Genomic DNA, 22,951 nt, shown 5'->3' with positions numbered 1-22,951 from the left:
ACGCTATGGCTTGAGTAATACCCCTGCTGGCCTGCTGAACGTTTGGCGCCCAGCCTTGTAGCCCATTAGCGGCGCGCTGATCTCGGCAATCACCGCTGCCGGTGAAGGCGCGTCGAAGACGATGAAATCTGCACGGCAACCAGGTAGAAGGCCGTAATCCGTCAGGCGGAGCAGGCGCGCTGATTCACTGGACACCCATGACAGGCATTGCAGCAACTCCGGCACGGTGCCCATCTGACTGACGTTAGCGAACAGATTGGCCTGGCGAATCAGCGAAGCGTCACCATAGGGCGTGAACGGGTTGCCGATGTTGTTGGTCGAGACCGAGCAGGTCACCCCGCAGGCATGCAGTTGAGCCAAGGGTGCAAGACCGCGTGGTTTGTTATGAAAGGCATCGCGCCCCATCAGGAACAGATCGGTGCTGGGCAGGCAAGTGACCTGCACGCCAACGTCCGCCAACTGCCGGCCCAACTCCATCAACTGTTCACGAGGCAACGTCGACAGTTTGGTGACATGGCCGATGGTCACTCGACCGCCCCAGCCATGCAGTTGCGTACAGCGGGCAACTTCCATGACGGTCATGCCTTCAGGATTCAGATCGAAATCCAGGTGCAAATCCAGATCGCAATCGTAAGTTACAGCCAGTTCGAACAGGCGCTGAATCTGCCCGAGAGGATCACTGTCCATGTAGGGGCAGCCACCAAGCACCGTGGCGCCACACTCCAGCGCCTGGCAGAGCAGGGCTTCGGTGCCCGGGTTGTTGAGCAGTCCCTCTTGAGGAAATACGCAGATCTGGAGCGTGATCGCCCAGGCGTAATCGGTCTGCAGGCGTCGAATCGCATTGAAGCCGATCAGCCCTATTTGCGGGTCAAGTTCGACGTGGGTGCGCATGAACGTGGTGCCCTGCAGAATCGCCTTGTCCAGCACCTGTGCACCGCGCAGATAGATGTCTTGCTCAGTGAACTCGGCTTTCGCCGCCCGAGTCTGGGCAATTGCTTCGGCCAGCGTGCCTTGCTGCAAATGGCAGCGCTGCATGATGCACGCCTTATCCAGATGGATATGGGTTTCGACCAGCCCCGGTAGCAACAGGCGGCCCTGCAGGTCGAGGGTTTCCCATGCGGTAGTGGCCGGGTGAAAGGCCGGGACGAAACAGCCATTCTCGATGTACAACACCGCGTCCGCAGAGGTCTTTTCGCCGACGCGTGCATTGATGATTTTCAGGGCACTCATGCGCTGACTCCTTCGCCCAGATACGCGGCGGCCAGTTCGTCGTCGCCGCGCAACTGTGCGGCGCTCCCGGATTTGACGATGCAGCCGGTTTCCAGCACGTACGCCCGATCGGCGACTTGCAAAGCAAGGTTGGCCATTTGGTCCACCAGCAACAAGGTCACACCATCGTCGCGCAGGGCTGCCAAGGCGTCGTACAGCTCGCCGATCATGGCAGGGGAGAGGCCCAGCGACGGTTCGTCGAGCAGCAGTATTTTGGGTTTGGCCATCAAGCCGCGTCCCACGGCAACCATCTGTTGTTCGCCACCGGACAACAGGCCCGCCGGGCTGTCGATGCGGTCGCGCAAACGCGGAAAGCGCCGCAGGATCGCCTCGATTTCGGCATCGGCGTCGAACGCTTCGCGCCGCGAATAACCACCCAGCAACAGGTTGTCGCGCACTGTCAGGTACGGGAATACCTGGCGACCTTCCGGAACCAGTGCCAGACCTTTACCGGCGATGCCACTGGCGCTGGCCATCTCAATGTTTTCGTTGTCCAGCAGGATGCTGCCGCTGGTGGCCCGATGCAGCCCGGCCAGGCACTGCAAGATACTCGATTTACCCGCGCCGTTGGCGCCAAGGATCGCCACCATCTCACCGGGATTGACCACGAGGTTGACCTTGTTGACCACCGGCGCTGCGCCGTAATCGATCACCAGATCTTTGACGTACAAGCGTGCGTCGCGACTGCCATCCCAAGTCTGTTCACGAGGCGTCGCCTGATAGTCGGTCCCGCCCAGATAAGCAGCGATGACCTGTTTGTTCTGGCGGATTTCGGCCGGTGTACCGAAGGCGATGGGCTTGCCTGCGTCCAGCACCAGCAGGCGTTCCGACACCGACATGACCAGCGCCATGTCGTGCTCGACCAGAATGACCGTCAAGCCGAAATCCGCCAGTTTGCGCAGCAGCAGCGCCAGGTCATCGGTGTCACGTCGGCTCAGGCCAGCGGCGGGTTCGTCGAGGAGCAGCACCGCCGGCGCGGTCGCCAATGCCCGGGCAATTTCCACCAGACGACGATCCACGTGGGGCAAGTCCTCGGCGGCGATGTTGACCGCGCCGCGATAGCCGACCAATGCCAGCAGATCCAGCGCAAGGTCGCGCTGCTCGGCACTGCAAAGCCTGAACGGTGATCCGAGGCGGCCTTTCTGCATGGCCACCAGCAGATTGTCGAGCACCGACATATCGCCGAATAACTGAGTGGTTTGGTAAGTGCGGGCAATCCCGGCGCGAGCCGTTTTCCAGGCGGGTAAACCAGCGAGGGCGGTTTGCAGTTCGATCTGGCCACTGTCAGGCGTGTAGAAGCCACTGATCATGTTCAGCACCGTGGTTTTGCCTGCACCGTTGGGCCCGATAATGCTGGTGATGCTGGCGGCGGGGGCATGCAAATTGACGTGCTGCGCGGCCTGGACCCCGCCGAAGCGAATGCCGATGTCGGTGACGCGTAAACCGCTCGAAGCCCCTCGACTTTGCAGATGCGCGGCCAGCCTCGCTTGATTGATCGTGTTTGGTGGCACCAAGTGCGTGGGTTTGATCCAGCGACGAGCGAGCGCACCCAATAAGCCGTTGGGGGCGATCCACAACACCACCAGGAGCAAGGTCGAAAAAATCAACAGGCGGTATTCGGCGAAATCCGAAAGTAATTCCGGCACCAGCACAATCAGCAACGCCCCCAGTAAAGGGCCGAACAATGTCCCGCTGCCACCGACAATGACGGCCAGCACGAACAGGATCGATTGCGAGAACGGAAAGGATTCGGGGTTGATAAACATCAACAGTGGCGCCAGCACAGCACCCGCCAGACCGGTCAGCGCGGCCGACAGGGCGAAGGCCAGGGTCTTGCTCAGAACCGGATTGAACCCCAGCGAGCGGGCGGCAATCTCCGATGCCTTGACGGCGAGCATGGCTTTGCCACAACCGCTGTGGCGCAGACGCTGATAAAACGCAAGGGCGCCGATCATCAAGGCTGTGGCCAGCAATGCCAGGAGGATGGCCGGATCGAGTCCGGCGAACTGCGGTAACGGAATGCCCATCAAACCGTTGGAACCACCGGTAACGTCACGCCATTCGATCAGGCTGTGATGGACGATGAAGGCAAACGCGATGGTGATCATCGCCAGATAAGGACCGCTGACACGCAACGCAGGAATCGCCAGCAAGGCGCCGATCAGCCCAGTGACGACAGCCGTCACCGGCATCGCCAGCCACAGCGGCCAGCCCGCGATGGTCAGCAGCGCCGAAACATAGGCGCCAATGGCATAAAACGCGATATGGCCGAAGGAGATCTGGCCACTCAGGCCAATCAATATATTCAGCCCTACACCGACCACTGCCGCCAGCGCGCAGAGGGTGAAGACCAACAGGGAATAGCTGTCTAGCGTGAACGCCATGACAACGCAGAGCAGCGCCAACAACGCGATGAACACCGGGCCGAGCAGAGTTTTGAAGTCATTCATACTTTCACCAGTGCCTGACTGCCGAACAGGCCGTTTGGACGGATCGCCAACGCCAGAATCACTAGGGCGAAGGTCAATATCTGCGTGAAGGCCGAGCCGAAATACAGGGTGATCAGCGCCTCCGAGAGACCGAATATCAAGCCGGCGGCAAAGACCCCTCCGGCGCTGGTAATCCCGCCAAGGATCGCTACGGCGAACGCCTTGAGGCCGAACAGCAAACCCATCTCGGCATTGACGCTGAACAGGGGCGCAATCAGCAGACCCGCCAGGGCCGCGAACACGGTTGAGATGGCGAAAGCGATGGCAACCACCCGATTGACGTTGATGCCCATCAGCATGGCCGCACGTGGATTTTGCACGCAGGCCTCCAGCACCTTGCCCAACCGGGTATAGCGCCGCACCAGAAATAGCGCGAGCGCGATGGTTGCGCCGGCCAAGGGGATCAGCAGTTGCAGCGCGCCAACACTGGCGCCTGCCAACTCGACATTGACGTTGAGCAGACTGCTGGTGAATTGCCGAGGCTCCTTGCCGAAGGTGAACAACGCCAGGTTATCGACCAGAATGCCGCCGGCCACCGTTGCCATCAGCCAAGCCTGAGAACCACGGCTGTGAAACGGCCGCACCAGCCAGCGCTCGATCACCAGGCCATACAGCGCACTGAGGATCAGCGTTGCCGGCAGTGCCAGCCACATCGACCATCCCCAGGTGATGCAAAAGGTGTAACCCAGCACAGCGCCGACCATCATGGCGCTGCCTTGAGCGAAGTTGACGGTGCGTGAAACCACGTAGGTCAGGTGAAAACCCAGCGCCAGCAGGGCGTACATACTACCTAGCCCAAGGCCGGTGACGATGGCGGCGGTGAACATGGCGAACTCCTCAGGGCTTGAGTGGAACGATCTGACCGTCGACGAAATGAGTGAACAGATAGTCGTCCGGCCCCAGCGCGTCATGTTTTTGTGCCGTAAACGGCTGCTGGTACTGTTTGATCAGGCCGTCATAGCTCTCGATCGCATAGAAGCCGTTGCGCACGGCAGGGCCATCGGTATTGCCTGCCTTTTCAATGGCCAGAGCACTCAAGTGCAGAGCGTCGTAAGCATTGGCAATGCCCACGGCGGGCGTGACGTCGGCCAGGCCTTTGATCTGCGGATAAGTTTTTTTCAATGCGGCGAGTACTGCATCGCCCTTGGCGCTGTTGTGTTCTGTGAACACGTAGGTCTGGACGAAGTGGACCCGCGAAGCGTTCGGGCCGGCCAATTCACCGAAGCGGCCACCGGCCGGGCCCCAGTGTGAAACCACCGGCACGTCCCACCCCATGCGATCCAGAGACTTGACCACTTGCGCCGATGGGCCAACGTTGCCGACCATCAGCAGGGTGTCGGCGCCGGCGTTTTTAAGGCGAGTGAGCTGAGGCACCACATCGAGATCGCTGTCCTGGATACGCTCGACGCCGGCATTGGCCAAACCGCGTTTCTCCAAGGCGCGCTTGAAGCCCGCTTCATTGGATTCGCCCCACGGGTTATTGATGAGGATCATCCCCGGCTTCTTCATCCCTTTCTCGACGCCGTATTTCACCAGCGCTTCGTCCACCAGTTCGTCGACGGCAGAGACGCGGAACACATAGTTATCCGCAGCACCGTTTTCGGTGATTTTCGTGCCGGCGGCCCAGATGCCCATGAAGGGCACTTTCAGCTGGTTGGCCAAAGGCACGATGGCCAGTGAAACCGGGGTGTCCAGCCCACCGAAGAGCACGGTGACTTTCTCGCGCTGAACCAACTCGCGCGCCGCCAGCATGCCTTTGGACGGATTGCTTTCGTCGTCGCGGCGCACCAGCTCGAGTGGTCGGCCGAGCACGCCACCCTTGGCATTGACCTCATCGATGGCGATGGTCAGGCCGCGAGTCAGCGCTTCGCCGGATTTCGCCGACTGACCCGAAAGGGCTGCGACCAGACCAACCTTGATCGGAGGCTCGGCCGCCTGGGCACCACCAAACAAAGCCACATTGAGCGTGACTGCGGCAGCCACGGGAAACACAAGACGCTGCAGGTTTAAAAGGGGGAAGGCCATTGATCGTTCTCCTGATTGCTAGCATTTGCATAATTATTGCTAGCAAGTAGGATGCCAGTCAGCCGCCCCAGTAAAACCGGGTGATGGGGCACAAACAACTTGAACTAAACGCGCCAAATTAACGCGCCCTGCACTAAGCAGAGGCGTCGATCCAGTGCTTATCAATAGTCAGTCAGGAGATTCGACGATGTCGCAGGCAAATACAGACGTGCAGATTGTTAGCAGCTTTCTCGAGGCCTCCATGACGCCCGATCCCGTCAGGGCCGCAACCTTCATGAGTGCCGATGTGAAGATCACTTTCACCGGCGGCCGGGTCATGCCTGACCCACAGGCCATCACGGCGTTCAACGGTTCCCGTTATGCCTGGGTAAAAAAAGCCTTGGGCAACTTCGACTGGATGGATCGCGGTGATCACACCGTGGTGTATTCCAACGGAACCTTGTATGGCGAGTGGTCCGATGGCCGCAGTTTTTCCGGTAATCGCTATCTGGATCGCTTCGAAGTGCGCAACGGCAAGATCACCCACATGGATGTCTGGAACGACAGCGCCGAATGGCTTCTGACGCCGGAAATCGCCAAGGCTTGAGTTCACGCAGTGTTGAGGCGACAGGTCGGGTCACCGGTCAGGAACAAGAAGCCAGCGCAACAATGTTCAGAAATACATACAAAAACGCCGCTCAATGAGCGGCGTTTTCGGAGCAGGCAGTGAAGCACCCCTGAATGTTGCGAGCCTTAGGCGTCGCCGTTCCAGGGGCGGTCTCCATTCTCGTCCTTGATGCGGGTCGGCAGACCCATTACATCCAGTGCCTTGAGGAATGGCTCAGCCGGCAGCTCCTCGACGTTGGCCATACGCTGGACATCCCACTCGCCGCGGGCGACCAGCAGGGCAGCAGCGACTGGTGGTACGCCAGCGGTATAGGAAATGCCCTGGCTGTCGGTTTCGGCAAAGGCTTCCTCGTGGTCGGCCACGTTGTAGATGAACACTTCACGCGGCTGGCCATCCTTGGTGCCTTTGACCAGATCACCGATGCAGGTCTTGCCGGTGTAGCCGGGCGCCAGCGAACTCGGATCAGGCAGCACGGCCTTGACCACTTTCAGCGGAACAACCTCCAGGCCTTCGGCGGTCTTGACCGGTTTCTCGGACAGCAGGCCGAGGTTCTTGAGTACGGTGAACACGTTGATGTAGTGCTCGCCGAAGCTCATCCAGAAGCGCACGTTGGGCACGTCCAGATTCTTCGACAGCGAGTGCACTTCATCGTGACCGGTCAGGTACAGATTCTGCGACCCTACGACTGGCAGGTCGTCGGTGCGCTTGACTTCGAACATGGTGTTACTGGTCCACTGGCTGTTCTGCCAGCTCCACACCTGTCCGGTGAACTCACGGAAATTGATTTCCGGATCGAAATTGGTGGCGAAATACTTGCCATGGGAACCGGCATTGACGTCGAGAATATCGATCGATTCAATTCGATCGAAATACTGTTGCTGCGCAAGTGCAGCATAGGCGTTGACCACGCCTGGGTCGAAACCCACACCGAGAATGGCAGTGATGTTCTTCTCTTTACATTCTTCGAGGTGATTCCACTCGTAGTTGCCGTACCAGGGCGGCGTCTCGCAGATTTTGCCCGGCTCCTCGTGAATGGCAGTGTCCAGATAGGCTACGCCGGTATCGATACAGGCACGCAGTACCGACATGTTGAGGAACGCGGAACCGACGTTGATGACGATCTGTGATCCGGTTTCGCGGATCAGCGACTTGGTCGCCTCGACATCCAGCGCATTCAGTGAGAAGGCTTTGATGTCGGCGGGTTGTTTGAGGCTACCCTTGGCCTTGACGCTATCGATGATGGCCTGGCATTTGGAGATGTTGCGCGACGCGATAGCGATACGACCGAGTTCATCGTTATGCTGTGCGCACTTGTGGGCCACCACCTTAGCGACACCTCCTGCACCAATGATAAGAACGTTCTTTTTCAATTGCTTTTACTCTCCTTTATCTGTCCGTTTACGAAAGGCTGGACAGGTAGTCTTCATAACCAAATTGGCGCACCACTTCGACCGTTCCGTCGAGTTGCTTCACCACGATGGATGGCATTTTCAGGCCGTTGAACCAGTTTTTCTTGACCATGGTGTAACCCGCGGTATCGATGAATGACAGTCGATCGCCGATGGCCAGCGGACGTTCAAATTGGTACTCGCCGAAGATGTCCCCGGCCAGGCACGACTTGCCGCACACCATGTAGGTGTGTTCACCGTCGCTCGGTGCCAGTTTGGCGTTGAGGCGATAAATCAGCAGGTCAAGCAAATGGGCTTCAATGGAGCTGTCCACCACTGCCAGGTGCTTGCCGTTGTAGAGGGTGTCGAGCACCGTCACTTCCAGCGAGGCACTGTTGGTGATCGCCGCTTCGCCGGGCTCCAGGTAGACCTGCACGCCGTACTTTTGCGAAAACGCCTTCAACCGCGCACAGAAAGCATCCAGCGCATAGCCTTCACCGGTGAAGTGAATACCGCCGCCCAGGCTGACCCAGCTGACCTTGTGCAGCAGCTCACCGAAGCGTTCTTCGATGGTGCAGAGCATTTGGTCGAACAGACCGAAGTCGCCGTTCTCACAGTTATTGTGGAACATGAAGCCGGATATCTGATCGATAACGCCTTCGATCTTCACCGGGTCCCATTCGCCGAGACGGCTGAACGGACGCGCCGGGTCGGCGAGCAGATAATCGGAACTGCTGACTTGCGGGTTGACTCGCAGGCCGCGGACTTTGCCTTCAGCGCGCTTGGCAAAACGTTGCAGCTGGCTGATGGAGTTGAAGATGATCTTGTCGCAATTGTCGAGCATCTCCTCGATCTCATCGTCGGCCCAGGCCACGCTGTAGGCGTGGGTTTCGCCTTCGAACTTCTGCCGGCCGAGCTTGAGCTCGTACAGCGACGACGAGGTGGTGCCGTCCATGTATTGCTGCATCAAATCAAACACCGACCAGGTCGCGAAGCACTTGAGCGCCAGCAGGGCCTTTGCCCCGGACTGTTCGCGCACATAGGCAATCTTCTGCATGTTGGTCAGCAGTTTTTGTTTGTCGATGAGGTAGTACGGTGTTTTGATCATTTCGAGGCCTCCGGCAAGGCCAGCCAAAAAAGGATGCGCATTGTGCCCGGACTGACTCCATATCGAAAGAGCTGAGCGTACGACTCATTGAGCTAATCAACACGCAGGGCGCGAATGTTGGCGGATGTCAGGCTCTGAGCAAGGGGTTTCGAAACGAACTTGATTGAGGGGAGGGAAGTGCACCATCGCGGAAGGGATGCGCTGATGGAATTGCGGAATTGAGGTTAGAGTGGTCGTCCATTTCTGTTTTCGCGCAGTTGCATCAAGCGGTGCCAGCGAACGTCCAGAGCCAGAAACTGTACATCTATCGCTATGTGACCAATGAATCGTCCGCTGTTTATTTCTCTGGATGGGCCCAAGGGCACCGGTAAAACCACACTGTTGGAGGCCGTTACGAAAGTACTGAGGGCTGACAATAGGAAAGTTGTCCGACTTTGCGAGAGGAAAAGCGATCCCTACAGGGGTAAAACCATGGCCCTGGTTAACAAGCTTGCCAGACATCCTTCCAGGGATCTGGAGTGGGCTGTGTGCCAGAGCTTTGCTGAAAGCCGCTGCTGGATTTCCCGACACGTACTGACTAAACAGCCGCTGGACAGCATCATCTTGATCGATCGCTGGTATCCGTCTGATGCCGCGTTTCGACAAACAATCCCGTTTGACGAGATTCTCCAGATGAACATGGATCGAGACGTGCGAGTGCCAGACCTGCATGTCGGCGTCGTCACCGCGCCGGATATTTCATGGGCAAGGGCCGCGACACGATCGCGGGGACTGGGCGGCACTGTGATTCAGAAGTACGCAGAGCACGTCGCGTGTACCGAGTTGTTCGAACAAGCGATTGCCGATCACGGCTGGGTTCTATGCCGTAATGAAGGAACGATTGAAGTCGCAACGATGCAGGTGGTTTCTGAGATCTATGAGGTGTTGGGCTGATTGTCGAAATAGAGGCAGGTGTTGCTGCAGGGGTGTGTAGCGCAATACACGATTTAACATAATATACATTACACGTAACAAGATGTTTCGGGATTAGCCCAGTTGCACGCAGCATTTCAATCTCCAGCACTGCACAACCCCTAAGCTACTTTCTCCTGATCCTGATGAGCTCTTGAAATGCAGCATACTCAATCATCCTCACGCGTCAGCTTTTCAATCAGCGTTCGATGCTGTGGAAATTGCGCCGTGAGTTTCTGGCGATTGCCCATCTCCATATCGGCGAAGTCAAATCCTGGCGAAACTGCTTCACTGATCAGGCCGAATCCGCTTGAGCCATCCAGTAATCGGGAAGCCTTCCAGATTCCACCTGGTACGTGTAATTGCAGATGTTGTCCCGCCAAAATATCGCTGCCCATCACCAGCGTCTGCAGTGAGCCGTCCGCCCGAATCAGGCTGTATTCGATGGCGTCGCCCAAGTGAAAATAATGCAGGATGTCGGACTGATTGAAATGAAACTGGCCCACCGGCGATTGCTCGGTCAACAGATAGTAGATCGACGTCATCAAGTAACGCGGGCCTTTAGCGCTTTGGAGCATATCGAGACGGTCGGCTTGGTAGGTTCTGCGGAAATAGCCGCCTTCAACGTGTGGTGCCAGATCCAGCGCGGCGATTACGTCCTTAATGGTTATTTTGCGCTGTGTCATGACCTGTCCCATTGATCTGATTGAAGTTTTTTGTTAGCTCAACTAAACGGCTATTTAGTGTAGTTAACGGAATATAGCCGATGATCGAAGCAATTCCCTGCCTTTCTAGAAGTCTACCGTCGCCGAAAGCAGATAAGTTCTTGGCGTCGACAGCGTCAAACCCGGCTCACTGTCATCCGAAGCCCCGGCCGAACTCCAGTAGCGTTTATCCAGCACGTTCTCGACATTGGCGCGCAAAGTGATGGTCTTGTCTTCGACTTTGAACGCATAACGCGTGCCTACATCAAACCGCTCCCAGGAATCGATTTCCTTCTCGTTCGACTGATCCAGATACTGCGAACTCGAATAGATACCGCGCCCTGTCAGTGTCAGTCCCTGCACGTTCGGCACATCCCATTCCGCGCCGAGGTTGACGTTGTACTTGGGTGTCGCCGGCGCACGATTGCCGTCGAACGTGCCGTTGGTGGTGTGGGTCAACTCGCTGTCGATGTACATCACGCCGCCAAGCAGTCGAACGCCTTTCAGTGGCTCACCGAATACACTCAACTCCACACCGTCGTTCTGCCGCTTTCCGTTCGGGCCAAACACGCGCGTCGTGGCGTTGGTCTCGTACGCCGGCTGTTTGATGCGAAATACCGCCGCCGTCAGGGCATACACCCCGGCATCGTACTTGGCGCCGACTTCGACCTGACGGCTAATGAATGGCGGAAAAATTTCGTCCTCGTTTACCGACGTCGACGGCGCGATCTTGCCCTGGCTCAGGCCTTCCATGTAGTTGGCGTACAGCGACAACTTGTCCGTCGCCTTGAACAGAATGCCGCCCGACGGCGAAACCTTTTCTTCGTCGTAGGCCGTATCACCCTTCACATCATCGCTCCAGTCATCGACCTTCACGCGCTGCCACCGGGCGCCGAGGGTCAGCAACAGGCGATCATCGAAGAAACCCAAGGTGTCCGACAGCGCCACGCCACTGAAGCGATTTTCGGTGTAGACCTTGGCGTCTTGCCGCGTCGGGGTGCCGGGTTTGGTGATTTCCACCGGGGCATACAGGTTGCTGCGACCCGCCGCATAACGAGCGCCACCGTTTTCAAAGTCTATATAGAAGTAGCTGGCTGCCAGATTGACTTCATGGCTGACCGGGCCTGTGTGGAACCAGTTACGCACGCCTGCCGTGGCGGTACGGACATTTTCGTCGCGGGTGAAATCGCGGGGTTGCACGCTGAAATCGCCAGCATCGTTGGTGACTGAAACGGCATGGCGCAGGAAGTCGTGATTGCTTTTGCGCGCACCGACGCCGCCGTACAACATGACCGAGTCATTTACGTCGAACTCAGCGTTGACCGTGCCGAAGGTGTCTTTGGTCCGCGCCTGGCTCCACGGTTGCGCATAGTTATCGCGCACATCGTTGGCATTCGGCACCTTGGCATTGGCGCCGACTTGCACGCGCTCTTGCGGTGCGTCGGTATCGCGCTCGGTATGGCCGACATCCGTCGACAGGCGCAGGCGCTCACCGCGAAAATCCAGGCCCAGCACCGCCATGTCGCGGTCGACACTCTGATGATCCCACTCGGTATCGCCGGACTGTTTTACACCGTTGAAACGCAAGCCGAACTGGTTGTCCTCGCCAAAACGCCGCCCGACATCCACAGAACCACCGACTTGATTGTTTGAGGCGTAATTGGCTGTCAGCGAGGTGATGGGTTGGTCCGTCGCGCGTTTGGGCACCACGTTAATCCCCCCTCCTACACTGCCCCGCGGTGAAATACCGTTGATGAGTTGGCTCGGGCCTTTGAGGATGTCGACGCGATCGGCCATTTCCATGTCGATGGTGTACGTCGGCAGAACACCATAGAGGCCGTTATAGGCAACATCGCTGTTGAACAGGCTGAAGCCACGGATGGTGAATTGTTCATAGCGCCCGCCCGCTGGATTGGTCGCGCGCACTGAAGGATCTGTGGCAATCAGGTCACCGAGGGTTCGGGCCTGTTGATTCTTGACCGTCTCACTGGTGTAGGTGGTCATGCTGAACGGGGTTTCCATGAAGTCTTTAGACCCCAACAGCCCTTGCGAACCTCGACGTGCGACCTGGCCGCCGGCAAACACGTCGGCACCCGAAGAATCAGTGGCACCGAGTATCGAAGTCGGCGCCAGTTGCAGGCTGCCGCCCTCCGCCGCCGGAATCAGCGTGTAGGCATTGCCACCCACCGGTTGCAGCTGCAAACCAGAGCCCAGCAACAATCGGGTGAAGCCCTCCTCTACCCCATATTCACCGCTCAAACCCTTGCTGCTCTGGCCGCTGACGAGTGCAGGATCCACCGACAGATTGACCCCGGCCAAACCGGCAAATCGTGTCAGTGCTGAACTCAAGCTGCCAGCGGGCACCTGATAACTGCGTCGCGAAGAGTCGTCAGCCCAACTGGACTGGATCATCAAGGGGCTGGCACTCAGGCTCAGCAGGAGGCTCAACTGCAATAACGGACGCAAACGGCTTGGGAATACTGCGGGCATTGGAAGAAGCTCTCGATTTTGTTCACTTGCCTGGAATGACCAGCGAGGCGAAAAAAAGGGACAGGCTTCAGCCAGTTTTTTTCTGAGGGATGAGAGAAACCCAGAAACGGGTGCGTGTATGCACTTCGATTGGCAGGCTCGCCGCCAACAGCGAAAGGACTTGGTCGGTATTGTCGAGACGGAAACTACCCGTGACGCGCAGCGCCTCAAGCGCAGGATCCCAGCGCAGCAGACCTGAACGATAACGGCTCAACTCGCGCAGGAAATCCCCCAGCGGTTGGTTCTGCGCCATCAATACACCCTCGCGCCAGCCCGGCATCAAGGCGTCGAATGCTGTAACAGGCCCCGCGCCAGAAGCTTGCAGACTAACTTGTTGGCCCTGATTCAACATCAGCGCCGGCCCGTGCAGCGGTTGTAACTGAACCGAACCACTGAACACGGAAACAGTGCAATCACGCTCTTTGAGTCGCACGCAGACATCACTGCGACTGACGCTGATCCGTCCGTAATGAGCGTCGATCATCAGCGCTGAGTTGCCGGGAACGTTGAGCGCCATTTCGCCGCGCACCAGCGTCAACTGACGGGCAGCAAGGTCTACGTTTACCGCACTGTTGGTGTTCAGTTGCACTGAACTGCCATCCGCCAATGGCAAACGTTTATGTTCCCCGGTACTGGTGTGCAAATCGGCACGCCAGACATCCAGCGGCAATTGCCGACTGATCAGCCACGCCGCTGGCACAAGCGCCGCCAGGCCCAGCGCGCGTTTCAGCGCTGCCCGGCGTGCCGGATCAGGACGATCCAGCGTGGCCATGGCTAATGCCGACGGCAGATCGTTGAACCGTTGGCGCAATAGCTGAATCTTCTGCCAGGCGTTTTCATGGCGGCTATCGCTGCTGCGCCAATTTTGCAGGCGCGCGTGATCTTCATCCGTCGCTTCGCCAGATTCGAGCAACGCCAGCCATTGTGCGGCGGCGCGTGCCACTTCGCGCGCGTCTGTTTCGGGCGCAACGCGTATCATAGATCTAACATCAAACAATGCTCGTAAGCCTGCGCCATATAACGTTTTATTGTGCGTTCAGACACCTGCAAACGCGCGGCGATCTCGCGGTAACCGAGGCCCTCGAGCTGACTCCACAAAAATGCCCGGCGCACTGGCCTGGGCAAGCCATCAAGCAGTTCATCCAGCGCTTGCAGGGTTTCCAGCAACAACCAGCGCTGCTCCGGTGACGGCACGCTCTCCTCGGGCAACTGCGCCAAGGCTTCCAGATAGGCTTTTTCGAGGCTGCGGCGGGTGTAGAAATTGCTCAGCAAGCGTTTGCCCACGGTCAGCAGATACGCGCGTGGTTCCTGAATATCTCTAAGTGGCTGAGCGCTGCCAAGCACGCGCAAGAAGGTGTCCTGACTCAGATCTGCCGCATCCCAGGCGTTACCCATGCGTCGACGCAGCCAGGTTTCCAGCCAGCCGCGATGATCGCGGTACAAGTCGTGCAGGTTCTGCTCCGAGGCCGGCGCTGCTTCCATCATCCAGGAGACCCTGCGCGAAGTTAGATTCAAATGAGACTGATTCTATTTAACTTCGCGTGGGACACAAAGGGATTTTCGTCGTTACGCCGTTCGCGAGCGCTTGAGGGTTTCGCTCGGCAGTTCTTTGAACAGTGCCTGGTAACTGCTGGAAAACCGCCCCAGATGCCAGAACGACCAGTGCATGGCCACCTCAGCGACTGTGGTGTCCGCCGGTCTGCGTTTAAGCAATTCGCGGTGAGCGCTGTTTAATCGGCGCAAGCGCAACCAGTGACTTGGCGTCATCCCGGTATAGGCCTTGAAGGCCTGTTGCAATTGCCGCAGTGGCACGCCGGCGACGTGCGAAAGCTCCAGCAAATTCAACGTTTCTTCTGGCAAGTCGGCAGCCCACTCGCCTACTCGTTTCATGATCATTCGTTCTTCGGTACGCCGCTGCAAACCGCCACGGTCAAGATCAACACGCGCGTTATCGAGGATGAACAAACAATCTTCAAGTAATTGCTGGGTTAGCGATTCTTTACTCGGTAAATCAACAGCTTGCGTCAACTTCGTGAGAGTTGAGCTTAACCAGCGACTGAACAGCGCGTTTTGCCCGCCATTGAGCGGCGCCATAAACAAGCCTTCCAGTTTCGCCACATCCAGACCGTGCTGGCGGACAAAATCCGGACCGAACACCACGGCGATTTCCTGATAGTTCTCCGGGGTGATCCAGATGTTGCGGCTGTCTTCATTGAGCAGATACAGCGCGTTGTCGCTGCGATCAAAACAGAACGCCAGAGCACCCGATGGCGCGCTGAAATTCTGCTCGACCCGGGTGTTCATCTGCTCTTCGTAAACCTCGACCCCCTGCAAATCCAGATAGCGGATCTGCCCGGCGAAATGCCCCGGCGACATCTGCTGGTAATGCTGGACCCAACCCGGCGTGGCGCGGATTTGCTCGGAGACATCAGCGGTGTTGAAAGCCTGAACCTGTAGCGGATTACACGTTGTCATGGGAGACCTTGCGCACTCTTTTGGTGCGCTTTGGTGCTGCTTAAAGTGGATAGATGGAACTGCAAGGCTCGCCCAAGATAGTCGTCAACGCGCCACAGGGGAAGGGGCGGAAGATGAAACCCGCCCTCCCCGGCGTCTACAAAACCAATAACGAGGTCTTTATGAATGCCCCTTTCGATCAGCTGTTCACGTGGCTGAAAGATCACAAGATTACCGAAGTTGAATGTGTGGTCAGCGACCTGACCGGCATCGCCCGCGGCAAGATCGCACCGACCAACAAGTTCCTGCATGAGCGAGGCATGCGCCTGCCGGAAAGTGTGCTGCTGCAAACGGTAACCGGGGATTTTGTCGACGACGACATCTACTACGACCTGCTCGACCCGGCCGATATCGACATGGTCTGCAAGCCAGTGGCCGACGCGGTCTACGTGATTCCATGGGCGATCGAGCCAACCGCCATCGTCATCCACGACACCTTCGACAAGTTCGGCAACCCGATCGAGCTGTCGCCGCGCAACGTGCTGAAGAAGGTTTTGCAGCTCTACACCGACAAAGGCTGGAAGCCGATTGTCGCGCCAGAAATGGAGTTCTACCTGACCCAACGCTGCGAAGACCCGGACTTGCCGCTGAAGGCACCGCTGGGCCGTTCCGGTCGCGCCGAAAGTGGTCGGCAGTCGTTCTCCATTGATGCCGCCAACGAATTCGATCCGCTGTTTGAAGACGTTTACGACTGGTGCGAACTGCAAGGTCTGGACCTCGACACGCTGATCCACGAAGACGGCCCGGCGCAGATGGAAATCAACTTCCGTCATGGCGACGCGCTGGATCTGGCCGACCAGATCACCGTGTTCAAACGGACCATGCGTGAGGCTGCGCTCAAGCACAACGTCGCGGCGACGTTCATGGCCAAGCCGATTGGCGACGAGCCGGGCAGCGCCATGCACATCCACCAGAGTGTGGTGGACATCGCCACGGGTAAGCCGATCTTCGCCAACGCCGACGGGCAGATGAGCGAGTTGTTCCTGCACTACATCGGTGGTTTGCAGAAGTACATCCCGAAAGTGCTGCCGATGTTCGCGCCGAACGTGAACTCATTCCGCCGCTTCCTGCCGGACACCTCAGCGCCGGTCAACGTCGAATGGGGCGAAGAAAACCGCACCGTTGGTTTGCGTGTGCCGACCTCCGGCCCCGAGTCGATGCGCGTGGAAAACCGCCTGCCGGGCGCCGATGCCAACCCGTACCTGGCGATTGCCGCGAGTCTGCTCTGCGGTTACATCGGCATGGTCGAGGGCATCGAGCCGAGCGCTGCGGTACAAGGCCGCGCCTACGAACGTCGCAACCTGCGCCTGCCGATCACCATCGAAGAGGCCCTGACGCAGATGGAAGAGTGCGAAACCGTTGCGCAATACCTGGGTGAAAAATTCGTGCGCGGCTATGTCGCGGTGAAACGCGCCGAGCATGAAAACTTCAAGCGCGTGATCAGCTCGTGGGAACGTGAATTCCTGATGATGAGCGTCTAAACCACTTCACAAATCCCATGTGGGAGCGAGCCTGCTCGCGAAAGCCGTCGGCACAGTCACCATTGATGTTGCCTGGCCCACCGCTTTCGCGAGCAGGCTCGCTCCCACAAGGGGAATAGTGAATCACCTGAAAATTCCAAAAAATAGAAGAGGTGTCGATATGCGTCTATTGAAATCCATGGTTCCCGCTGCGCTGGCGATGTTGTGCAGCACTGCTGCTCTAGCCCAGCCACAAGTCAGCGTCTACAACTGGACCGACTACATCGGTGAGACCACCCTCGCCGACTTCCAGAGCAGCAGCGGGATCAAGGTGATCTACGACGTTTTCGACTCCAACGAAACCCTCGAAGGCAAGCTCTTGGCGGGCCGCACCGGCTATGACGTTGTGGTGCCGTCCAACCACTTTCTCGCCCGCCAGGTGAAGGCCGGCGCATTCCTCAAGCTGGATCGCTCGCAACTGCCGAACTGGAAAAACCTCGACCCGAAGCTGCTTGAACTGCTGGAGAAAAACGACCCGGGTAACGCGCACGCTGTGCCGTACCTGTGGGGCACCAACGGCATCGGCTACAACGTCGACAAGGTCAAGCAAGTGTTGGGCATCGATCACATCGATTCCTGGGCCGTGCTGTTCGAGCCGGAAAACCTGAAAAAACTCAGCCAATGCGGCGTGTCGATGATGGACTCCGCCGACGAAATATTCCCGGCCGTGCTCAACTACATGGGCATGGATCCGCGCAGCGAAAACCCGGAAGACTATAAGAAAGCCGAAGCGAAACTGCTGAGCATTCGCCCCTACATCACCTACTTCCACTCATCGAAGTACGTATCGGACCTGGCCAACGGTGATATCTGCGTCGCCTTTGGTTATTCCGGCGACGTGTTCCAGGCCGCCAACCGTGCCAAAGAAGCCAAGAACGGCGTGAATATCGCCTACGCCATCCCGAAAGAAGGCGCCAACTTGTGGTTCGACCTGTTGGCAATCCCGGCCGACGCCAGCAATCCCAAGGAGGCCCACGCCTTCATCAACTACCTGCTCGATCCACAAGTGATCGCCAAGGTCAGCGCTTCGGTCGGTTACGCCAACCCGAACCCCGCCGCCAAGCAGTACATGGATCCGGATCTGGTGAACAATCCTGAGGTTTATCCGCCACAGGAAGTCCTCGCCAAGCTCTACATCTCCTCTACCCCGCCCCAGGCGATCATGCGTTTGATGACCCGTTCCTGGAGCAAAGTGAAGTCGAACAAATGAATCAGTACACCCAGGAACACGCTCGCTCCTATTACGCCGCATCGGCTCGGGCGAGCACCCCCTACCCCATGCTCAATGGTGATCTGACGGCTGACGTGTGCGTCATCGGCGGCGGGTTTACCGGGGTCAATACCGCCATTGAACTGGCTCAACGCGGGCTCTCGGTGATATTGATCGAAGCCCGGCGAATTGGCTGGGGCGCCAGCGGGCGCAATGGCGGCCAGTTGATTCGCGGCATCGGCCATGAGGTCGAAGGTTTCGCGAAACATGTCGGCCAGGAAGGCGTGCGCTATTTGCAGCGCGCCGGGATCGATTCGGTGGAGCTGGTGCGCCAGCGCATCGGCGACAACGCCATCGACTGCGATCTGCGTTGGGGCTTCTGCGAACTGGCCAACACGCCCGCGCAATTCGCCGCGTTCAAGGAAGAACAGGTTGGCCTCGCCGAACTCGGTTATGCCCACGAAACACGCTTGGTCGGCCCCGAGCAGATCCGCCAGCAAGTGGTCAACGCCGATGGCTATGCCGGCGGATTGATCGACATGGGCTCCGGCCACCTGCATCCACTGGATCTGGTGCAAGGCGAGGCGCGTCTGGCCGCGTCTCTTGGCGTACGGATCTTCGAGCAAAGTCCGGTACTGGAAATCATCCATGGCGCAACCGTGCAAGTCCGCTGCGCCAGCGGCACCGTACGCGCCGGCAGTCTGGTGCTCGGTTGCAACGCGCATCTGGATGAACTGGAGAAACAGCTCAGCGGCAAAGTGCTGCCGGCCGGCAGTTACATCATCGCCACTGAGCCCTTGTCCGAAGAGCGCGCCGCACAACTGATCCCGCACAACCTCGCGCTGTGCGACCAGAAAGTCGGCCTCGACTACTACCGGCTCTCAGCAGACCGGCGTTTGCTGTTCGGCGGCGCCTGCCATTATTCCGGGCGAGATCCGGCAGATATCGCCGCCTACATGCGCCCAAAGATGCTCAAGGTCTTCCCGCAACTGGCGGACGTGCGCATCGACTACCAGTGGGGCGGCAAGATTGGCATCACCGCCAATCGCTTCCCGCAGGTCGGACGGCTCAAACAGCATCCGAACGTGTTCTACGCCCAAGGCTATTCCGGCCATGGCCTGAACGTCACCCATTGGTGCGCCAAGCTGCTCGGCGAGGCGATTCATGCCGGCCATAGCCAAGGCATGGACGTATTCAGCGGCGTGCCGCACATGACCTTCCCCGGCGGCCCGGCACTGCGCTCGCCGCTGCTGGCACTGGGGATGTTCTGGTATCGGTTGCGCGAGATGCTCGGCTGAGGTCTTTGCTCCTCTGCATTTGCTCTATCGCCAAGCACTTCTATATTGATGAAGTGCTTTGGCGTTCCTGACGCTCAGTGCCTAATTATTCGAGGAGGACACGGATGAAGTCGTCAGCCACCGACGAGCCGCGAGCACCAGGCCAGGCCCCAATCAAAACCCGCCGTTTCAGCGTATCGCTGGTGTGGATCGTACCGATCGTTGCCGTGTTGGTAGGCATTTCGCTGGTGGTGCACAACGTGATGCAGGAAGGGCCGGCCATCGTCGTCAACTTCAAGACTGGCAGCGGTCTGGTGGCCAACAAGACCGAGGTCAAGTACCGCAATGTGGTGATCGGTCAGGTGACCGAAGTCGAGTTGAGCAATGACCAGAAGAGCGTCAACGCCACCATCAAACTGGCCAAGCAGGCCGAAAGTTTTACCCGCGAAGACTCGCAGTTCTGGGTTGTCCGTCCGCGCATCGGCGCTGGCGGTGTGTCAGGCATCGATACCCTGCTGTCCGGCGACTACATCGGTGCCGATATCGGCCAGGCCAACAATCGCGCCAAACAATTCAAGGGCCTGGAAAACCCGCCACCGATCACCTACGGCGAACCGGGCAAGCGCTTCATGCTGCACACCCAGGATCTCGGCTCGCTGGACATCGGCTCACCGGTTTATTACCGCAAAATTCCGGTCGGCCAAGTCGTCACCTACGAGCTGGCCCCTGACGGTAAAGGCGTGAACATCGAAGTGTTCATTCATGCGCCCAACGACGCCTTCGTCACCGAAAACACCCGTTTCTGGAACGCCAGCGGCATTGACGTCAGCGTCGGAGCCAACGGATTCCAGGTCAAAACCGAATCGTTGTCGTCGATGCTGGTTGGCGGCATCGCCTTCCGTGCGCCGGACTACAGCCCCAACGACGTGGCGGCGGCCGATGACAAGAAATTCGAACTGTTCGAAGACCAGCTGACCGCCCTCGCCCCGCCGAACGGCAAGGCGCAGTACCTGAGCTTGCGCTTCGACCAGTCCCTGCGCGGGCTCAAGGTTGGCGCACCGGTTGAGTTCCTCGGCATGGAGATCGGCCGGGTGGTGGCGATCAATCTGGATTTCGACGCGAAAAAACGCAGCTTTCCGCTTAACGTCGGCATCGTCATTTATCCGCAGCGCCTCGGTATGGCCTACGGGAAAATGCTCACCGCGTTCAAACACGACCCCAACGACGAAGCCGCCGGCATCCGCCTGATGGGCACCTTTATCGACAATGGCCTGCGCGCTCAGGCCCGCAGTGGCAACCTGCTGACGGGCCAGCTGTACGTGGCGCTGGATTTCTTCCCGAAAGCCGAAAAAGTCGCGTTCGACCCAACGGCCCGCCCGGTGGTGATTCCGACCGTGCCCGGCAGCCTCGAACAGCTGCAGGAAAAACTCGAAGCTGTGGTCGACAAGCTCAACAAATTACCGGTGGATCGCATCGCCAACAACCTCGACAGCAATCTGGTCGAACTGCGCAAAGGCCTGGCCCAGTTCAACGCCAAGACCTTGCCGGGCGTGCAGAGCACCCTCGCCGATGTCAGCAAGACCTTGCAGTCCGCCAGTTCGACCCTGGCCGAAGATTCGCCGCAGCGCGAAAAACTTACCGAGACCCTCGACGAACTCGGGCGCATGTCGCGCTCCCTGCGTGAGCTGTCGGATTATCTGGGCCGCCATCCGGAATCGCTGATCCGTGGCCGCCCCGACAACGCCGCCCCCATCGATCTGAAAGGCCCGCCACGCAATTGAGCACAGGAGCTGAACCATGGCTGTACCGCTGAAGATCACCGCGCTCGCTGCGTTCATGCTGCTCGGCGCTTGCCGCAGCGACCCGATCAGCTTTCATACGCTGACACCGGTGCAATTGGCCAATACCCGTGCTGGCGGACAAATTCCGATTGAAGGCATCAGCGTGCCGCCGCAGGTCGATCGGGCGCAAATCGTCATCCGCCAGGGCAACAGCGGCCTCGCCATTCTGGACACCGATTGGTGGGGCGCGACGCTGGCCGATGAGTTACGCGGGGCGCTGAGCGATCAATTGAGCAATACCGGCAGCCAAGGCAACGTCTCGGTGCGCATCGAGGTGCAACGCTTCGATTCAATCCCCGGCCAATACGGCTTGATCGACGCCAAATGGCGCCTGCGCCCAGCAGGTGCGACGGACAGTGGCCTGCTGACCTGCCGCTCGACCTTGCAGACCCCTTCGGGTCCGAGCATCGATGACCTGGTGAGCGCTCAGCAAAATAACGTCAGACGTCTGGCTGAACAGATCAGTCGGGCGGCAGCAGGCAACGCGCGCACCTGCCCTTCCCCGTCCTGATTCGGCTTACAGGTCGAAGCGATCCACCGCACGCCGCCGCTCGTTGTCGTCGCGCACGTCATAATTCGCCGTCGTCTGGATATTGCTGTGGTGAGCGAGCTTCTGCGCGATCGACAGGTCATGCTCCTCGATCACCCGAGTGATGAACGAACGACGGAAATCGTGGGGCATGATCTTCACCCCGACCTGCGTGCCACGCTGACGGGCGATGTAGTAGATCGCGTGTTTGGTGATGCGCTCGCGGGTGATATGACTGCCACGGCGGATGCGGTTGAACAGAAACGCATCATCGCTCTCGCCTTCCTTGAGCTGTGAACGGCGCAGCTCCAGCCACGCATCAAGCTTGGCGAACGCCCAGGCCGGTGCGTACTTGATCAGTTGCTTGTTGCCCTTGCCGGTGACGGTAAGGCTGCGCTCCGTGAAGTCGACCTGATTGAGGTCTAGATCCACCGACTCGGATTTGCGCATGCCGGTGCCATACAGCAACGCAATCACCGCGGCGTCGCGAAGGCCCTGCGGTCGTGGATCGGCGGCGCAGACTTCCATCAATTCATGAATCAGTGTGCGTTTGAGATTACGCCCCTGCGACAACCGCGTGCCGGCGATGCCTTTTACCGAGCGCATCTTCAGCAGATGATCCTGACTGATCAGGCTCATCCGCCAGGCTTCGTTCATCACGCCGCGCACGGCGTTGACATACAGCGACGAGGTATTCGGCGCATAACCGTCGGCGCGCAACGCGGCGACCAGTGCCACCACGTCCTCCGGTTGCAGCGCGTGCCAGGGGATTTCCTCGACATTCACTTCTTCGAAACCGAGACGGTCGGCGGCGTCCTGCAAGACGTAGCGCATGGTCAATTGGCTGGAGGGCGCCAGTCGGGCCAGATAAAGCGTCAGCGGATTAGTGTTGGTCGGGGTGGATTGGGAACTCGACAAGTCAATCAAACGAAACGGCCTTGAATAGAAAACAGTTCAACAAAACAACTTAAAAGTGCAAACAAACTTATA

18 protein-coding genes and 1 pseudogene are annotated in these 22,951 nt (G+C 58.6%); 7 read left to right on the top strand and 12 right to left on the bottom strand.

Features of this window, described 5'->3' with window-relative positions:
- Nucleotides 1-3: 3 nt before the first annotated feature.
- The 4 genes from ACA074_RS13990 to ACA074_RS13975 are packed head-to-tail and all read right to left on the bottom strand — an operon-like array spanning nucleotide 4 to nucleotide 5,783.
- Nucleotides 4-1,230, bottom strand: coding sequence for an amidohydrolase family protein (locus ACA074_RS13990; RefSeq protein WP_401264125.1), 1,227 nt, complete (start codon nucleotides 1,228-1,230; stop codon nucleotides 4-6).
- Entirely contained in the window at nucleotides 1,227-3,719 is a 2,493-nt protein-coding gene (locus tag ACA074_RS13985) for a branched-chain amino acid ABC transporter ATP-binding protein/permease (protein WP_497679300.1), read from the bottom strand. Before ACA074_RS13985 ends, ACA074_RS13990 begins: the two co-directional genes overlap by 4 nt.
- Complete coding sequence (locus ACA074_RS13980) at nucleotides 3,716-4,585, bottom strand: branched-chain amino acid ABC transporter permease (RefSeq protein ID WP_187679871.1); 870 nt, start codon at nucleotides 4,583-4,585, stop codon at nucleotides 3,716-3,718. The genes ACA074_RS13985 and ACA074_RS13980 overlap by 4 nt, the downstream gene beginning before the upstream one ends.
- A gap of 10 nt (nucleotides 4,586-4,595) precedes the next feature.
- A complete protein-coding gene (locus ACA074_RS13975; protein ID WP_497679299.1) occupies nucleotides 4,596-5,783 on the bottom strand; it encodes an ABC transporter substrate-binding protein in 1,188 nt (395 codons plus the stop codon).
- Between the two features lie 187 nt (nucleotides 5,784-5,970).
- Here ACA074_RS13975 and ACA074_RS13970 point away from each other — a divergent pair, with 187 nt between their 5' ends.
- Nucleotides 5,971-6,369 carry a nuclear transport factor 2 family protein gene (locus ACA074_RS13970; protein ID WP_497679298.1) on the top strand — a complete coding sequence of 133 codons (399 nt, stop codon included), beginning with the start codon at nucleotides 5,971-5,973 and terminating at the stop codon, nucleotides 6,367-6,369.
- A gap of 146 nt (nucleotides 6,370-6,515) precedes the next feature.
- Here ACA074_RS13970 and ACA074_RS13965 read toward each other — a convergent pair whose 3' ends face one another.
- Together ACA074_RS13965 and ACA074_RS13960 are read right to left on the bottom strand one after the other, a co-directional pair.
- Nucleotides 6,516-7,760: a saccharopine dehydrogenase family protein gene (locus tag ACA074_RS13965; RefSeq protein WP_150603534.1), complete on the bottom strand. Its 1,245-nt coding sequence runs from the start codon at nucleotides 7,758-7,760 to the stop codon at nucleotides 6,516-6,518.
- A 28-nt stretch (nucleotides 7,761-7,788) separates the two neighbouring features.
- Nucleotides 7,789-8,886 (bottom strand): carboxynorspermidine decarboxylase, encoded by a 1,098-nt coding sequence (locus ACA074_RS13960; protein WP_187679875.1) that lies wholly within the window; start codon nucleotides 8,884-8,886, stop codon nucleotides 7,789-7,791.
- A 321-nt stretch (nucleotides 8,887-9,207) separates the two neighbouring features.
- Here ACA074_RS13960 and ACA074_RS13955 point away from each other — a divergent pair, with 321 nt between their 5' ends.
- Nucleotides 9,208-9,819, top strand: coding sequence for a dTMP kinase (locus ACA074_RS13955; RefSeq protein ID WP_497679297.1), 612 nt, complete (start codon nucleotides 9,208-9,210; stop codon nucleotides 9,817-9,819).
- A gap of 188 nt (nucleotides 9,820-10,007) precedes the next feature.
- Here the strand turns inward: ACA074_RS13955 and ACA074_RS13950 are convergent, their stop codons facing one another.
- The 5 genes from ACA074_RS13950 to ACA074_RS13930 all read right to left on the bottom strand — a co-directional run bounded on the left by ACA074_RS13950 (nucleotide 10,008) and on the right by ACA074_RS13930 (nucleotide 15,545).
- A complete protein-coding gene (locus ACA074_RS13950; protein ID WP_497679296.1) occupies nucleotides 10,008-10,523 on the bottom strand; it encodes a cupin domain-containing protein in 516 nt (171 codons plus the stop codon).
- Nucleotides 10,524-10,628: 105 nt separating this feature from the next.
- Nucleotides 10,629-13,031 carry a TonB-dependent siderophore receptor gene (locus ACA074_RS13945; RefSeq protein ID WP_497679295.1) on the bottom strand — a complete coding sequence of 801 codons (2,403 nt, stop codon included), beginning with the start codon at nucleotides 13,029-13,031 and terminating at the stop codon, nucleotides 10,629-10,631.
- Between the two features lie 67 nt (nucleotides 13,032-13,098).
- Entirely contained in the window at nucleotides 13,099-14,049 is a 951-nt protein-coding gene (locus ACA074_RS13940) for a FecR domain-containing protein (RefSeq protein ID WP_497679294.1), read from the bottom strand.
- The gene (locus tag ACA074_RS13935; protein WP_497679293.1) at nucleotides 14,046-14,555 is read right to left on the bottom strand and encodes a sigma-70 family RNA polymerase sigma factor; all 510 of its coding nucleotides are present in this window, start codon (nucleotides 14,553-14,555) and stop codon (nucleotides 14,046-14,048) included. Before ACA074_RS13935 ends, ACA074_RS13940 begins: the two co-directional genes overlap by 4 nt.
- Nucleotides 14,556-14,636: 81 nt before the next feature.
- Nucleotides 14,637-15,545: a helix-turn-helix domain-containing protein gene (locus ACA074_RS13930; RefSeq protein ID WP_497679292.1), complete on the bottom strand. Its 909-nt coding sequence runs from the start codon at nucleotides 15,543-15,545 to the stop codon at nucleotides 14,637-14,639.
- A 161-nt stretch (nucleotides 15,546-15,706) separates the two neighbouring features.
- Between ACA074_RS13930 and ACA074_RS13925 the strand changes: the two genes are divergently transcribed.
- The 5 genes and pseudogenes from ACA074_RS13925 (at nucleotide 15,707) to ACA074_RS13905 (ending at nucleotide 21,943) form a co-directional block, all read left to right on the top strand.
- A complete protein-coding gene (locus ACA074_RS13925; protein WP_497679291.1) occupies nucleotides 15,707-17,065 on the top strand; it encodes a glutamine synthetase family protein in 1,359 nt (452 codons plus the stop codon).
- A gap of 160 nt (nucleotides 17,066-17,225) precedes the next feature.
- Nucleotides 17,226-18,314 carry a polyamine ABC transporter substrate-binding protein gene (locus tag ACA074_RS13920; protein ID WP_187680580.1) on the top strand — a complete coding sequence of 363 codons (1,089 nt, stop codon included), beginning with the start codon at nucleotides 17,226-17,228 and terminating at the stop codon, nucleotides 18,312-18,314.
- A pseudogene (locus tag ACA074_RS13915) lies at nucleotides 18,272-19,612 on the top strand (NAD(P)/FAD-dependent oxidoreductase); the annotation flags it as partial. The gene ACA074_RS13920 and the pseudogene ACA074_RS13915, both read left to right, overlap by 43 nt.
- Nucleotides 19,613-19,716: 104 nt before the next feature.
- A complete protein-coding gene (locus ACA074_RS13910; RefSeq protein WP_187680582.1) occupies nucleotides 19,717-21,372 on the top strand; it encodes a PqiB family protein in 1,656 nt (551 codons plus the stop codon).
- Between the two features lie 16 nt (nucleotides 21,373-21,388).
- Nucleotides 21,389-21,943, top strand: a complete 555-nt coding sequence (locus tag ACA074_RS13905) for a PqiC family protein (protein WP_497679290.1) — start codon at nucleotides 21,389-21,391, stop codon at nucleotides 21,941-21,943.
- Between the two features lie 6 nt (nucleotides 21,944-21,949).
- On the opposite strand, the gene ACA074_RS13900 is transcribed toward ACA074_RS13905, so the two are convergent.
- Complete coding sequence (locus ACA074_RS13900) at nucleotides 21,950-22,795, bottom strand: site-specific integrase (RefSeq protein WP_262410378.1); 846 nt, start codon at nucleotides 22,793-22,795, stop codon at nucleotides 21,950-21,952.
- Nucleotides 22,796-22,951 lie beyond the last annotated feature (156 nt).

Source organism: Pseudomonas sp. LBUM1655, assembly GCF_059716085.1.
The sequence above is the reverse complement of the archived record's forward strand: the minus strand, read 5'-3'. Positions and strand labels throughout refer to the sequence as shown.